General features: G+C 72.7%; 8 protein-coding genes. 3 read left to right on the top strand and 5 right to left on the bottom strand.

The window, feature by feature from the left end; all coding sequences use genetic code 11:
- Position 1: 1 nt before the first annotated feature.
- The gene (locus ACIF6L_RS22150) at positions 2-2,131 is read left to right on the top strand and encodes a 3-hydroxyacyl-CoA dehydrogenase NAD-binding domain-containing protein (protein WP_359804445.1); all 2,130 of its coding nucleotides are present in this window, start codon (positions 2-4) and stop codon (positions 2,129-2,131) included.
- Between the two features lie 162 nt (positions 2,132-2,293).
- Here the strand turns inward: ACIF6L_RS22150 and ACIF6L_RS22145 are convergent, their stop codons facing one another.
- The 3 genes from ACIF6L_RS22145 to ACIF6L_RS22135 all read right to left on the bottom strand — a co-directional run bounded on the left by ACIF6L_RS22145 (position 2,294) and on the right by ACIF6L_RS22135 (position 7,318).
- A complete protein-coding gene (locus ACIF6L_RS22145) occupies positions 2,294-3,808 on the bottom strand; it encodes a glycosyltransferase family 39 protein (protein ID WP_352288085.1) in 1,515 nt (504 codons plus the stop codon).
- Positions 3,809-3,931: 123 nt separating this feature from the next.
- A complete protein-coding gene (gene dxs, locus ACIF6L_RS22140; protein ID WP_352288082.1) occupies positions 3,932-5,836 on the bottom strand; it encodes a 1-deoxy-D-xylulose-5-phosphate synthase in 1,905 nt (634 codons plus the stop codon).
- A gap of 279 nt (positions 5,837-6,115) precedes the next feature.
- Positions 6,116-7,318: an ROK family transcriptional regulator gene (locus tag ACIF6L_RS22135; RefSeq protein ID WP_329489976.1), complete on the bottom strand. Its 1,203-nt coding sequence runs from the start codon at positions 7,316-7,318 to the stop codon at positions 6,116-6,118.
- Between the two features lie 500 nt (positions 7,319-7,818).
- Here ACIF6L_RS22135 and ACIF6L_RS22130 point away from each other — a divergent pair, with 500 nt between their 5' ends.
- Positions 7,819-9,513, top strand: coding sequence for a PQQ-binding-like beta-propeller repeat protein (locus tag ACIF6L_RS22130; RefSeq protein ID WP_396489936.1), 1,695 nt, complete (start codon positions 7,819-7,821; stop codon positions 9,511-9,513).
- 155 nt (positions 9,514-9,668) lie between these two features.
- On the top strand, positions 9,669-12,260 hold the full coding sequence (gene pepN / locus ACIF6L_RS22125) for an aminopeptidase N (RefSeq protein WP_396489934.1): 2,592 nt from the start codon (positions 9,669-9,671) through the stop codon (positions 12,258-12,260).
- Between the two features lie 113 nt (positions 12,261-12,373).
- On the opposite strand, the gene ACIF6L_RS22120 is transcribed toward pepN, so the two are convergent.
- Together ACIF6L_RS22120 and malQ are read right to left on the bottom strand one after the other, a co-directional pair.
- A complete protein-coding gene (locus tag ACIF6L_RS22120) occupies positions 12,374-12,604 on the bottom strand; it encodes a hypothetical protein (RefSeq protein ID WP_380391966.1) in 231 nt (76 codons plus the stop codon).
- Between the two features lie 10 nt (positions 12,605-12,614).
- Positions 12,615-14,714 (bottom strand): 4-alpha-glucanotransferase, encoded by a 2,100-nt coding sequence (malQ, locus tag ACIF6L_RS22115; protein ID WP_396490091.1) that lies wholly within the window; start codon positions 14,712-14,714, stop codon positions 12,615-12,617.
- Positions 14,715-15,241 lie beyond the last annotated feature (527 nt).

Genomic DNA, 15,241 nt, shown 5'->3' with positions numbered 1-15,241 from the left:
CATGAGCACCACGACTGAGCTGCTGCAGCAGGGCGCCGAGCTGTTCCCCGGCGAGGTCGTCACGACCGCGCACGTCCGCCACCTGGACCTGCCGCTGCAGGCCGGCCGGCTGGCCCTGATCACCCTGGACAACGGCTTCGACCACACCAAGCCGACCACCTTCGGCCCGGGCTCGCTGCTGAAGCTGTCCACCGCGCTGGACCAGGTCGAGGCCGAGGCCGCCGCGGGCACGATCGTCGGTGTCGCGATCACCGGCAAGCCGTTCATCTTCGCGGTCGGCGCCGACCTCAAGGGCGTCGAGATCCTCAAGGAGCACGCGGACGCGCTGGCCATCGGCAAGGGCGGCCACGAGGTCTTCAAGCGGATCGCCGCGCTGCCCGTCCCCTCCTTCGCCTTCTACAACGGCGCGGCGATGGGCGGCGGCGTCGAGGTCGGCCTGCACGCCACCTACCGCACCGTCAGCGCGGGCGTTCCGGCGTTCTCGCTGCCGGAGGTCTTCCTGGGCCTCGTCCCCGGCTGGGGCGGCTGCACCATCCTGCCGAACCTGATCGGCCCCTCGAAGGCGATCAAGGTCATCATCGAGAACTCGATGAGCCAGAACAAGCAGCTCAAGGGCAAGGACGTGTTCGAGCTGGGGATCGCCGACGCGATCTTCGAGCCGGCCGACTTCCTGGAGCAGTCGCTGCTCTGGGCCGCCAAGGTGCTCACGGGCGACGTCGTGGTCGAGCGCGAGGCGATCGACCGCGGCAAGGCCTGGGACGACGCCGTCGCCTGGGGCCGACTGGTCGCCGACTCCAAGGTGCACGGCGCGGCCCCGGCCGCCTACAAGGCGCTGGACATCATCCAGCAGGTCAAGGACGCCGACCTGCAGGCCGGCTTCGACGCCGAGGACGCGGCGCTGGCCGACCTCATCATGAGCGGCGAGCTGCGCAGCGGCATCTACGCCTTCAACCTGGTGCAGCGCCGGGCGAAGCGTCCGTTCGGTGCGCCGGACAAGTCGCTGGCCCGCCCGGTCACCAAGGTCGGCGTCGTGGGCGCCGGTCTGATGGCCTCGCAGCTGGCGCTGCTGTTCGCCCGCCGGATGGAGGTGCCGGTGGTCCTCACCGACATCGACCAGGAGCGCATCGACAAGGGCGTCGGCTACGTCCACGCCGAGATCGACAAGCTGCTCGGCAAGGGCCGGATCGGCCAGGACAAGGCCAACCGGCTCAAGGGCCTGGTCACCGGCTCGCTCGACAAGGCCGCCGGCTTCGCCGACGCGGACTTCGTGATCGAGGCCGTGTTCGAGGAGATGGGCGTCAAGCAGAACGTCTTCGCGGACCTGGAGAACGTGGTCTCGCCGACCTGCGTGCTGGCGACCAACACCTCCTCCCTCTCGGTCACCGAGATGGCCTCGAAGCTGAAGCACCCCGAGCGGGTCGTCGGCTTCCACTTCTTCAACCCCGTCGCGATCCTGCCGCTGCTGGAGATCGTCCGCGGCGAGCAGACCGACGACGCCGCGCTGGCCACCGCCTTCGGCGTCTCGAAGAAGCTGAAGAAGACCTCGGTGCTGGTCAAGGACGCCCCGGCGTTCGTGGTGAACCGGATCCTGACCCGCTTCATGGGCGAGATCCAGGACATCATCGACGAGGGCACCCCGATCGCCACGGTCGAGAAGGGCGTCGAGCCGCTCGGCCTGCCGATGTCCCCGATCGTGCTGCTGGAGCTGGTCGGCCCGGCCATCGCGCTGCACGTCTCGGAGACGCTGCGCGGCGCCTTCCCGGAGCGGTTCACCGTCTCCGAGAACCTCGGCCGGGTGGTCAAGGCCGGCAAGCGCGGCTTCTACACCTGGGTCGACGGCAAGCAGGTGCTCGACCCCGAGGTGCTGGAGCTGCTCACCTTCGGCGACACCGTGCTGACCGAGGAGCAGGTGCTGAACCGCGCTCTGGAGGCCGTCGCGCAGGAGATCGGCCTGATGCTGGAGGAGGGTGTCGTCGCCGAGGCGCAGGACATCGACCTCTGCATGATCACCGGCGCCGGCTGGCCCTTCCACCTGGGCGGGATCACCCCGTACCTGGACCGTGAGGGCGTCTCGGAGCGGGTAAACGGCAAGCGGTTCCTCGCCCCCGGCGTGGCCTCGGTGCCCGCCTAAGGCGTAGGCCCCGTACGACGCGGGAGCCCCGGTGACCTCAGGGTCACCGGGGCTCCCGCGCGTCGTGGCGGGGGCGGTGGGGCGCGGCGGGCACTCTCGGCGGGGCGGGGCCCGGGGAGCCCGGGGCGCGGACGCGAGGGCCCTGTCGCGCGCCGGGCGCGGTCAGCGCTTGAGGCGGTAGACCACGGTGTCGGCGAAGACGCCGACCATCTCGTAGTGGGTGTCCAGCAGGTTCTCGATCTTCGGGATCATGCCGGGCTGGTAGGGCGCCAGGCCGGAGTCGTCCACGACGATCTCGGGCAGGCCCTTGGCGATCTCCCGGTCGAAGGTCTGCCAGGCGTTGCTGACGCTGAACTGCTCGCCGACGTTGGCGTTGCCGTCCTTGCCGCCGCTGAAGTTGGTCAGGAAGCCCGCGGTCAGGTAGCGGGTGGCCGGCTTGCGGTCGGCCAGCCAGTACAGCTCCGGGTGCATGCCCCAGACCAGCACGGTGTCCTGCGGCTTGCTCTGCGCGGCGACCGCGGTGGCCACCTCGGTGGTCCGGGTGAGCCGCTCCCCCGGCCAGGCCAGCGCGAGGCCCCAGAACACCGTGGCGGCGGCCGTGGTGTACACCAGGACCGGTTTCCAGCGGATCGCCGAGGTGGCGACCGCGCCGGTGCCCAGCAGCACCAGCGGGGGCATCAGCTGCAGGTAGTAGTGGCCGAAGAAGTGGAACCCGACGCTGACCGCGACCACCGAGGAGAGCAGCCAGACCCAGAGGTCGGTGGTGGAGCCGTGCTCCTCCCCGGCGACCGGCAGCGGGCGGTGGCGGTGCTTCAGCCAGAGCCGGCGGCCGACCGGCAGCAGGAAGCCCAGGCCGGCGCCGACCAGGATCGCCGAGTTGCCCAGCGCGCGGCCGGCCATCTGCAGCCAGGCGCCGCCCACCGAGGCGTAGTCCCCGCTGCCGGTGACCACCCAGAACAGGAAGCCCTTGGGTTTGGTGAGGATCACCGCGACCAGCGCTATCGGCAGGGTGAAGCCGAATCCGATCTTGAACAGGGCGGGCGGCCAGCGGACCCCGCGCCGGCGGGCGTCCTGGAACAGCATCCAGAGCACCGGCAGCAGGACGGCGCCGCCGGTCTGCTTGGTCAGCGAGCAGAGTGCCACCGCGATGCCGGCGGCCAGCCAGCGGCGGCGCTCGGCGTACCGGAAGGCGGCCACCATGGCGGGCAGCATGAAGACCTCGAAGGTCGCCGCCTGGGTGTCCTCCGGGGAGAGCCCGATGGAGACCAGCAGGTAGAGCAGACCCGCCCCGGCGCCCGCCCGGTTGCCCCAGCGGCCGCGGGCGATCGAGGCCAGCAGGATCGCGGTGACCAGGTGGGCGACCACCGCCAGGGTGCGCAGCGGCCAGAGCGAGGCGGAGCCGAAGACGGCGAAGCAGGCCTGGTAGAGCCAGGGCAGCAGCGGCGGCTTGCGGTCGACCACGGTGTCGTAGAGGACGCCGCCGTCCGCCAGCATCCGGGCCTGGGTGGCCAGGAACCCCTCGTCGGGGCTCCAGACCGGCCGGACGAAGGAGGGGATGTGGGTGGCGAGCGCGACCAGGGCCAGCACCGGCACCAGCCTCGTCCAGTAACCCTGGCGGACGCGGTCGGGCAGGCGCTCGGCAAGCCCGACGAGGCGGGGGCGGGTGGGGGTCGGCACGGATGACAACCTACCGGGCGGGATCGGCGCGGGCAGCGCCGGTCCCGCCTTTCGGTGCGATTATCAGCCTGTCTTGCGACGAACTGTTGCCCAGTTGTGGCAAACGGCCGCGGACCGGGCGGCTCAGGCCCGGACGGCCGCCACGTCCAGCCGGGAGACCAGGGCCGTCACCTTGCGGGCGATGTCCGGGGCGGTGAGACCGATCTCGGCGAGGATCTCGGGCCGCGAGGCGTGGTCCAGGAACTCCTGCGGGATGCCGAAGTCGCGCACCGGGACGTCCACCTCGGCGTCGCGCAGCGCCTGCGCCACGGCGGCGCCCACACCGCCGACGCGGCCGTTGTCCTCGATCGTGACGACCGCGCGGTGCTCGGCGGCCAGGCCCGGCAAGGCGCGGTCCACCGGCTTGACCCAGCGCGGGTCCACCACGGTGGCGGTGACGCCCTCGGCCGCCAGCAGGTCGGCGACCTCCAGGCTCGTCGCGGCCATCGCGCCGACCGAGACGATCAGCACGTCGGCGCGGCGCTCCTCGGCCGGGGCCTCGGGGGCGCGCAGCACGTCCATGCCGCCGATCCGGCCGACCGCGGGGACGGCCGGGCCGACCGTGCCCTTGGAGTAGCGGACCACGGTCGGGGCGTCCTCCACCTCCACGGCCTCGCGCAGCTGGGCGCGCAGCTGGTCGGCGTCGCGCGGGGCGGCGAGCCGCAGACCGGGGACGACCTGGAGGATCGACATGTCCCACATGCCGTTGTGCGAGGCGCCGTCGGTGCCGGTGACACCGGCCCGGTCCAGCACGAAGGTGACGCCCAGCCGGTGCAGCGCCACATCCATCAGGACCTGGTCGAAGGCCCGGTTGAGGAAGGTCGCGTAGACCGCGAACACCGGGTGCAGGCCGTTGGTGGCCATGCCGGCCGCGCTGGTCACGGCGTGCTGCTCGGCGATGCCGACGTCGAAGATCCGGTCCGGGAAGGCCTTGGCGAACGGGGCCAGGCCGACCGGGTGGAGCATCGCGGCGGTGATGCCGACGATGTCCTCGCGCTCGCGGCCGAGCGCGACCATCTCCTCGCCGAAGACGGACGTCCAGTCCTTGCCGGCGCTCTTGATCGGCAGGCCGGTCTCCGGGTGGATCACGCCGACCGCGTGGAAGCGGTCCTCCTCGTTGTTCTCGGCGGCGTGGTAGCCGCGGCCCTTCTCGGTGAGGCAGTGCACGATCACCGGGCCGCCGAAGCCGCGCGCCTTGGTGAGCGCGGACTCCAGGGCGGTGAGGTCGTGGCCGTCGATCGGGCCGATGTACTTGAGGCCGAGGTCCTCGAACATGCCCTGCGGGGCGATGAAGTCCTTGAGGCCCTTCTTGGCGCCGTGCAGCGTCTCGAAGAGCTGCTGGCCGACCACCGGGGTGCGCTGCAGGGCGTCCTTGCCCCAGGAGAGGAAGCGCTCGTAGCCCTGGGTGGTGCGCAGCGTGGCCAGGTGGTTCGCCATCCCGCCGATGGTCGGGGAGTAGGACCGCTCGTTGTCGTTGACGACGATGACCAGCGGACGGTCCTTGGAGTCGGCGATGTTGTTGAGCGCCTCCCAGGCCATGCCGCCGGTGAGGGCGCCGTCGCCGATCACGGCGACGACCGGGTCCTTCTTCCCCTGGAGCTGGTTGGCCTTGGCCAGGCCGTCGGCGTAGGAGAGCACGGTCGAGGCGTGCGAGTTCTCGATGACGTCGTGCTCGGACTCGGCGCGGGACGGGTAGCCGGAGAGGCCGTCCTTCATCCGCAGCCGGGAGAAGTCCTGGCGGCCGGTGAGCAGCTTGTGGACGTAGCTCTGGTGGCCGGTGTCGAAGAGGATGCGGTCGCGCGGCGAGTCGAAGACCCGGTGCAGCGCGACGGTCAGCTCCACGACGCCGAGGTTGGGCCCGAGGTGGCCGCCCGTCTTGGAGACCTCCGTCACCAGGAAGGTCCGGATCTCCTGGGCCAGCGCGGCCAGCTGTCCGGGCGTGAGCCGGTCGAGATCGCGCGGTCCCCGAATGCGGGTCAGCAGGGCCACCCGTTCCTCCTCGTTCAAAGTCGCGGACCGCGGGCGGTCCGACGGGCCTCGCTGCCCGTGTGCCGTCGCGCCGATCGGTCTCGGCGGTGCGCCGACCGGTCGAGTCTAATGTCCGCCTACCGGACACCGAGCGGGGTGCCCGGTGCCGGCGGCCCGTACTCGCCGTTCACGGCGCGCCGCGGCCACGGAGGGTCCGGGGGCGGGCACGGACGGTCGAAGGGCGGCAGACCCGGTCGGCGCCGGACACGGACGGTCGGACCGCCGCGGACCGGCCGGCACTCACGGCCGGGCGACGGACGCCTGTACGGACCGCCCGATCGGGCTGGAGTCGTCCATCTCGCTCATCACCAGGGCGAGCGCGCCGAGCACCTCGGCCCGGCCGCCCAGGGTGCCCGGGACGACCGAGAGCTGGCGGGCCGCGCTGGGGATGGCGTAGCGGGCCACCGAGTCGCGGATCGGGCCGAGCACCAGCTCACCGGCGTCGGCGAGGTCCCCGCCGAGGATCACCCGGCGCGGGTTGAGCAGGTTGCAGAGGGTGGCGACACCGGTGCCGATCTGCCGGCCGGCGTCGGCGATCACCCGGCGGCAGCCGAGGTCGCCCTGGTGGGCCAGCTCGACCACCCGGGGCACGCTCAGGTCCTGGCCGAGCGTGGAGGAGAGCAGGCCGAGCAGGTAGCGGGAGCCGACGAAGGTCTCCAGGCAGCCGCGGTTGCCGCAGCGGCAGACCGGACCGGCCTCGTCCAGCGTGATGTGCCCTATCTCACCGGCGGTGCCGCCCGGGCCGCGGTAGATCTGCCCGTTGACCACCAGTCCCGCGCCGACGCCGCTGGCCACCTTGATGTAGGCGAGGTCGCTCAGACCGCGGCCGGCGCCCCAGACGAGTTCGCCGAGCGCGCCCAGGTTGGCGTCGTTGTCCACGTGCACCGGCATGCCGAGCCGCTCGGCCAGCTCCCGGCCGGGGGCGATGCCCGTCCAGCCGGGCAGGATCGCGGTGGAGCCCAGCGCGCCGGTCTCCACGTCGATCGGGCCGGGGACGCCGAGGCCGACGCCGATCACCTTGTCCGGGCGGAAGCCGGCCTCCTGGAGCAGCCGGTCCACCAGCGCCTCGGCGCGGTCGAAGCCCTGGGCCGCGGAGACGTCGACGTCGATCGGCTCGCTCTCCTCGGCGAGCACCCGGTGCGCGAGGTTGCCGACGGCGACCCGGAGGTGGGTGTGGCCGAAATCGATCCCCACCACGATGCCGGCGTCGCCGCTGAGCGAGACGCTGCGGGCGCGGCGGCCGCCGGAGGAGGTGTCGGCGACCACGACGGTGCCGCTCTCCTTGAGCTCCCGGACGATGTTGGACACGGTCGCCGCCGAGAGGCCGGTGGCGCGGGCGATCTCGGCCTGGGTCAGCGAGCCGGCCATCCGTACCGCGCGCAGCACCCGCTCCAGGTTGGCCCGGTGCAGTGAGGACTGCGAACCCGGTGTGTCCGTCGCCATGATCCACCCTTCCAAGGGCGAGGGAACCCCTCCGCCGGGCGATCCCTTCAACTCCTGAAGCCTAGGGCCTGACGGCGTCGGGTGGCGCGGCTACCGCGGTGGCGGAGTGGGGAAGGGGTGGGGAAGGTGGTCCCGGTGGACTGCTTCGGGGGCCTCGCACGGCGCCGGGCGGTGTGCCACCGGGCGCCGTGCGGGGTACCGCCGGGGGGCCGGGCGCCGGGGACGGGGCCCCAGCTCAGAGCCGCGACGCGCGGCCTGCCGGGCTCCTGCGACCGGCCGAAAACCGCCCACCCGTACCATGGTGCCCATTCTCACCCGTCCCACCGGCCACGGACGTGACCGGCCGGGGGGCGCTTCCAGACATGACGGGGCATCAGATGGCAGGGGATCACCCTACGCCGGGGGCAGGCGACACACCCGGTACCGGACCGCAGGACAATCGGGGCGTCTCGCTCGGCCGCACGCCGGGAGGCGTGGACCCGGCCGCCGTGGCGAACCAGATGACACAGCTCGACGGGGCTCCGGTCCCCGGGCAGGGCGGACCGGCCGCGCCGGGCGCCGCACCCGGGCAGCCGCCGGCCCCGGGCAGCGAGTACGCCTACGCGCCCACCGCCGCCGCCTTCCCCGCCCAGGGCGCCCCGCCGCCGCCCGGCGCCGCGCCGGCCGGCCCGTACAACCCGGCCCAGCCCCCGTTCCCGGCCCCCAACGCCGGCCAGCAGTACGGCTACACCGCCCCGCCGCCGGCCGACGGCGGAGCCGGGTACGGCTACCCGCAGCAGCAGCCCGGGTACGCCTTCCCCGGCGCGCCGGTGCCGGCGCCGCCCAAGCGGCGCAACCCGGTGATGGTCTGGGGCGGCATCATCGGCGGTGTGCTGGCGATCGCCATCGTCGCCGGTCTGGTCGTGCTGTTCACCGAGAACAAGAAGGACCCGGACACCCCGTCCGCGGACGGCGGCACCAGCAGCACGGGCGGCACCACCGACAGCTCGACCACCGACCCCTCCGCGGGCACCGGCGGCGGCAGCGGCGGCAAGGCGGGCTCCTACAGCCTCGCCTGGACCGCCGCCAAGCCGGCCAACGCGGCCAGCGGCTCGCAGCTGCTCGGCATCTGGGGCGCCGACAAGGCCGTGGTGCGCGCCGACAGCTACGGCATCCGCGCGCTCAACTCGGCCGACGGCAAGGAGCTGTGGACGCTCGCGCCGCCGGCCGGCAGCAAGGAGTTCTGCGCCGTCTCGTACGGGGTGAACTCGAAGCACATCGCCGCCGTCGCGCTCAACACCGGTGACAGCGACTGCTCCACCGTCGGCGCGGTCGACATCAGCACCGGCAAGCTGCTCTGGTCGGCCAAGGTCAGCACCGAGCGGATGTCCTCGCCCACCCTGACCGTCACCGAGAAGGTCATCGGCATCGGCGGCAACGTGGCCGGCGCGGTGAACATCGCCGACGGCTCGCCGGTCTGGCAGTTCCAGCCCCGTGACAAGGACTGCAACGTCTACGGCAAGGTCGCCGGCACCCAGATCGCGGTGAGCGACCGCTGCTACGGCTCCAATGCCAACCCCAAGTCGCAGCTGGTGCTGGTCGACACCGACACCGGCAAGACCACCAGCCCCGCGCCGGTCCCGTTCACCGGCAGCATCGAGCGCATCGACAAGGTCGTCTCGGACCAGCCGCTGGTGCTGCTGGTGACCAGCGGTCCGAACGGCGACTACATCCTGCCGTTCGACAAGAGCAACAAGCCGATGACCCCGATGTCGGTCAAGGAGCCCGGGGCGGACAGCCTGCGGCTCTCCGGCCAGGCGGACGCGTTCACCCAGAACGTCGTCAGCGGCACCACGCTGTACGTCCAGACCAACCCGAGCAAGCCCGCCGTCAACGCCTACGACCTGACGACCGGCAAGCGGCTCTGGTCGTCCACCGGCGGCACCAACGACGGCATCCGGCTGGTCTCCGGTACCGACAAGGACGGCAAGGTCCGGGCCGTGCTGGACATGGGCTACGGCAAGGGTGCCAAGATCGTCACGCTCGCGCCGACCGACGGCGCGGTGACCGAACTCGGCACCATCACCAGCCAGAAGAACTCCGACTTCATCGGCTCCAGCACCACCGAGTACGTGCTGCAGTCGGACGGTTCGCTGTACGGCTTCGCCCGCAGCGCGGGCTCGGACGCGCCCGTGGTCAAGTACGCGAAGAAGTGACGCCGGGGGCGTAGCGCCCCGGTGCCCGACCCGGTCGAGGGCGGGGCGGAACAGGCCAACCCGCCTGTTCCGCCCCGCCCTCGAACATTTCCCCGGGCGCCGCGCGCCGGGCATGGGAGGATGCGAAGCATCAGCCTGACGAAGGAGTCCTGCGAGTGCCCGGCACCAACCTCACCCGTGAGGAGGCCCGTACCCGGGCCGACCTCCTGCACGTGGACGCGTACGACATCGAGCTCGACCTGAGCTCGGCCCGGGAGGGAGGCACCTTCCGGTCCACCACCGTGGTCCGGTTCAGCGCCAACACCCCCGGCGCGTCCTCCTTCATCGACCTCGTGGCGCCGAGCGTCGAGGAGATCACCCTCAACGGCGAGCGGCTCGACAACGCCAACTTCTCCGACAGCCGGATCACGCTGCCGAACCTGGCCGCCGAGAACGAGCTGCGGATCGTCGCCGACTGCGCCTACACCAACACCGGTGAGGGCCTGCACCGGTTCGTCGACCCGGTCGACGACGAGACCTACCTGTACACCCAGTTCGAGGTGCCGGACGCCCGCCGCGTCTTCGCCACCTTCGAGCAGCCCGACCTCAAGGCCACGTTCGCCTTCACGGTGACCGCGCCCACCGGCTGGGTCGTGGTCTCCAACTCGCCCACCCCGACCCCGGTCGGCGAGGGCGACAGCCAGGTCTGGACGTTCGAGCCCACCGGCCGGATCTCCTCCTACATCACGGCACTGGTCGCCGGCCCGTACGTCGGGGTCTTCGACAGCTACGAGAACGGCGACCAGAAGGTCCCGCTGGGCGTGTACTGCCGCCCGTCGCTGCGTGAGTTCCTGGACGCCGAGGCGATCTTCGAGGTCACCAAGCAGGGCTTCGACTACTTCCAGGAGAAGTTCGACTTCCCCTACCCGTTCGCCAAGTACGACCAGCTGTTCGTCCCGGAGTTCAACGCCGGCGCGATGGAGAACGCGGGCGCCGTCACCCTGCGGGACCAGTACGTGTTCCGCTCCAAGGTGACCGACGCCGCGTACGAGGCGCGGGCCGCGACCATCCTGCACGAGCTCGCCCACATGTGGTTCGGCGACCTCGTCACCATGGAGTGGTGGAACGACCTCTGGCTGAACGAGTCGTTCGCGACCTTCGCCGAGGCCGTCTGCCAGGCCGAGGCCCCCGGTTCGAAGTGGCCGCACTCCTGGACCACCTTCGCCAACCAGATGAAGACCTGGGCGTACCGGCAGGACCAGCTGCCGTCCACCCACCCGATCATGGCCGACATCAACGACCTGGAGGACGTCCAGGTCAACTTCGACGGCATCACCTACGCCAAGGGCGCCTCGGTCCTCAAGCAGCTGGTGGCGTACGTCGGCCAGGACGCCTTCTTCCAGGGCGTGCAGGCCTACTTCAAGCGGCACGCCTGGGGCAACACCCGCCTGGCCGACCTGCTCGGCGCACTGGAGGAGGCCAGCGGGCGCGACCTCAAGGCCTGGTCCAAGGCGTGGCTGGAGACGGCAGGCATCAACGTGCTGCGCCCGGCCCTCACCCTCAACACCGACGGCGAGATCGAGTCCTTCGCCGTGCTGCAGGAGGCCCCCGCGCTGCCGGCCGGTGCCAAGGGCGAGGCCGTCCTGCGCCCGCACCGGATCGCCATCGGCCTCTACGAGCTGGCCGACGGCGCGCTGGTGCGCACCGACCGGATCGAGCTGGACGTCGACGGTCCGCGCACCGAGGTCCCCGAGCTGGTCGGCCGGCACCGCCCGGCCGTGATCCTGCTCAACGACGACGACCTCTCCTACGCCAAGGTCCGCCTGGACGAGGACTCGCTGGCCGTCGTCACCGAGCACCTCGGCGGCTTCACCGACTCGCTGCCGCGCGCCCTGTGCTGGGCCTCCGCCTGGGACATGACCCGCGACGGCGAGATGGCCGCCCGCGACTACCTGGAGCTGGCCGTCTCGGGCCTGCGCCGGGAGTCCGACATCGGCGTCGTCCAGTCGGTGCACCGCCAGGTCAAGCTCGCCCTCGACGCCTACACCGACCCGGCGTGGAGCGAGCAGGGTCTCGCCCGCTGGGCCGAGGCCGCCGAGGAGCAGCTGCGCGCCGCCCAGCCCGGCAGCGACCACCAGCTGGCCTGGGCCCGCGCGCTGGCCGCCGTCGCCCGCAGCGAGGGGCAGCTGGACCTGCTCGCCGCGCTGCTGGACGGCTCGGTCGAGATCAAGGGCCTGGCCGTGGACACCGAGCTGCGCTGGACGCTGCTCGGCCGGCTGGCCGCCACCGGCCGCGCCGACGAGGCCGCCATCGCGGCCGAGCTGGCCCGCGACAACACCGCGGCCGGCCAGGAGCACGCCGCCAGCTGCCGCGCCGCCGTGCCGACCGCCGAGGCCAAGGCCGCGGCCTGGGCCTCGGTGATGGAGTCGGACAAGCTCACCAACTACGTCCAGGACGCGGTGATCGCCGGCTTCCAGCAGGCCGACCAGCGCGAGCTGCTGGCGCCCTACGGCGCGAAGTACTTCGCGGCGCTCAAGGGCATCTGGGAGAGCCGCAGCCACGAGATCGCGATGCTGATCATCGTGGGGCTGTACCCGTCGCTGCAGGTCGAGCAGGCCACGCTGGACGCCACCGACGCCTGGCTGAGCACGGCCGAGCCGGCGCCGGCGCTGCGTCGCCGGGTGATCGAGCAGCGCGCCGGGGTCGAGCGCGCCATCAAGGCGCAGGCCGCCGACCGGGCGGCGGGCGCCCGGGTACCGGGGCACTGAGCCGGTCGGGGTCCCGGGGCCGAGCCCCGGGACCCCACTGACGCCCGAGGGGGCGCCGGACGATGTCCGGCGCCCCCTCGGGCGTTGTACCAGGCTCGGGTGGAAGCCCTCGGTTACTTCTTCTTGTCCTTGCTGCCGTACGGCAGCCCGGCGAGGCCGGCGATGACCACGAAGGCCACGATCGGCAGCAGCACGTACAGGCCGAGGGTCTGGGCGACGCTCAGGCCGCTACCCGGGTCGTCGCCGTCGTCCCGGGAGAGGGCCATGGCGGGCGACGACAGCAGCATCATCAGCGTGACCGTTGCGGTGACCGCGCCGGCTCGCAAAGCGTTCCTCTTGTCCACGCTGCTCAACTTACCCGCCGCTTACGTCGCCGCGCTCGGCGGGGTCGGCCTTTCGGGCCTGCCCGCCGGCGGCCCGCAGAACGCCGGTCAGGGCCCGTGCGGCCGGGGCGGCGGCCAGCTCGTCCAGCGTCACCGGGCGGCCGGAGCCGTCCGCGACCGGCAGCCGCCAATTGGGGTACTGGTCCCAGGTGCCGGGCAGGTTCTGCGGGCGCGGGTCCCCCACCAGGTCGGGCAGCCAGAGGCCGACCAGCTCGGCCGGGGTGGCCCGCAGGAAGCGGTACAGCGCCGCCGCCGAGAGCTCCTCGCCCTCGGCCAGCAGGCCCAGCCGGGTCAGCTCGGCCCGCCACTCGGCCAGCTCGGCCGCCGCCTGCGCCTGCTCCTCGTCGAGCGACCTGGCGAGCAGGCCGAGCCGGTGGCGCAGCTCCACGTGCTCGCCGGTCAGCCGGGCGGCGGTGCTCGGGAGGTCGTGGGTGGTCAGGGTGGCCAGACTGCCCGGCCGCCAGCGCTCCGGGGGCAGGATCTCGCCCCCGGCCTGCCAGTCCCGCTCGAACCAGAGCACCGAGGTGCCCAGGACGCCGCGCGCCGCCAGCTCCTCGCGGACGCCCGGCTCCACGGTGCCGAGGTCCTCGCCGATCACCGCCGTGCCGGCCCGGTGCGCCTCCAGGGCCAGCACGCCCAGCATCGCCTCGGCGTCGTAGTGGACGTAGGCGCCCTCGGTCGGCGGGTGGCCGGCCGGCACCCACCAGAGCCGGAACAGGCCCATCACGTGGTCGATCCGGATCGCCCCCGCGTGCCGGGCCGCCGAGCGCAGCAGCTCCGCGTACGGGGCGTAGCCGGAGGCGGCCAGGGCGTCCGGACGCCAGGGCGGCAGGCCCCAGTCCTGGCCGTGGGCGTTGAAGGCGTCCGGCGGGGCGCCGACCGAGATGCCGCCGCCCAGCGCGTCCTGGAGCGCCCAGGCGTCGGCGCCGTCGGGGTGGACGCCGACGGCGAGGTCGTGGATCAGTCCGACGGCCATGCCGGCGGTGCGCGCGGCCTGCTGGGCCGCGGCGAGCTGCCGGTCGACCTGCCAGGCGAGCCAGCGGTGGAACTCCACGCGGTCCGCCAGCTCCTCGGCGGCGAGGACGACGTGCGGGCTGTCCGGATGGCGCAGCCCCTTCGGCCAGGCGTGCCAGTCGGCGCCGTGCACCTCGGCGAGGGCATTCCAGAGCGCGTACCGCTCCAGCCACTCGCCCTCCCGCCGCCGGAAGGCCTCGTAGGCGGCCCGGGCGCCCGCGCCGCGCTCCACCTCGTGCAGCAGCTCCAGGGCGCGGCGCTTGAGCGCCCAGACGGCGTCCCGGTCGATCAGGCCGTCGTGGCCCAGCACCTCGGCGCGCAGCCGGGCGGCGCGCCGGCCCAGCTCCTCGGCCTCGGCCCGCTGCTCGCCCGTCAGGTACGCGTACTCGGGCACCGCCTCGACCCGCAGGTGGACGGGGTCGGCGAAGCGGCGCGAGGAGGGCCGGTAGGGGGACGGGTCGGAGGGGGTGCCCGGCAGCCCCGCGTGCAGCGGGTTGATCTGCACGAAGCCCGCGCCGAGGCTCCCGGCCCACTGGGTGAGTTCGGCGAGGTCGGCGAGGTCGCCCATGCCCCAGGAGCGGTCGGAGAGCACGGAGTAGAGCTGCGCGAGGAAGCCCCAGCCGCGGCCGGGGAGTTGCGGCAGCCGCTCCGGGGCGACGATCAGATGGGCGTCCTGGCGCGTGCCGTCGGTCACCGCGCTGAGCCGGTGCCGCCCGAGCGGCAGGTCGGCGGGCAGCCAGTGGGAGTGCCCGCGCGGCAGCTCCCAGACGCCGCCGTCCTCCAGCTCGACGCTGAGCCGGGCGTCCGCCGGTGCGTCCAGCGCCGTCCGCCGCCCGGCCCGCACCACCACGCAGGGCGGCAGCGACCGCGCCCGCTGCCCGGCCCGGTGGCGCTCCAGTGCCGCCCGGGCCGCCTCCGGCGTGCCCGCCTCCACGCCCAGCGCGGCCAGCACCGCCACCAGTGTCCGCGCCGACGGCTGGAGGGCCGTGTCCACCCCGTACGCCTGCGCCAGCGCGACCAGCTCGGCGGGAGGCGGCGGCGCGTCCTGCGCGGGCACCTCCAGGCCGTCGGCTCCGTCACGGTCGAGATAAGCGGCCACTCGCGGCTCCTGCGATGTCTCGGCAACGCCCGGTCAGAACAGCCACAGTCCTACCCGCGTGACACCCCGGTCACCCGGTGCGACACGAGTGTGACGAAGGGCAACTCCGATCGCTTCCGATCGGGGTACGCGCGGCTCAGCCTCCGGCGCCGTCGTCCGGGCTGGTCCACCGCAACGACCTGCCACTCTGCACGGCGCCCGTCCGCTGACGTTGCCGTCAACCGCCGCTTTCGAGGCCACTGAAACCTCTGCCGGATTGATATCCGACAGAGGTTTCAGTGCGCCAAATCGAGAGCATCCAAGAAGCCGACCACGAATAGACACGGTGGGCGGACGATGCCGTCAACTACTGCCGTCAAACACCCAGAAGGCTTCGCCGGAAAACCCCAGTGGGGCCTTCTCCAGTCCGGACCCCGTCGCATTAGCTGTGGTCAATTGAATTTCCGACGAAAGAAATTCAAGAGCCCCGCAAAGGTCGCCCGTCG

Origin of the sequence: Kitasatospora sp. NPDC086009 (genome assembly GCF_044540385.1) — a bacterium.
Classification (GTDB): domain Bacteria; phylum Actinomycetota; class Actinomycetes; order Streptomycetales; family Streptomycetaceae; genus Kitasatospora.
This window is presented reverse-complemented; position numbering and strand designations above follow the sequence as displayed.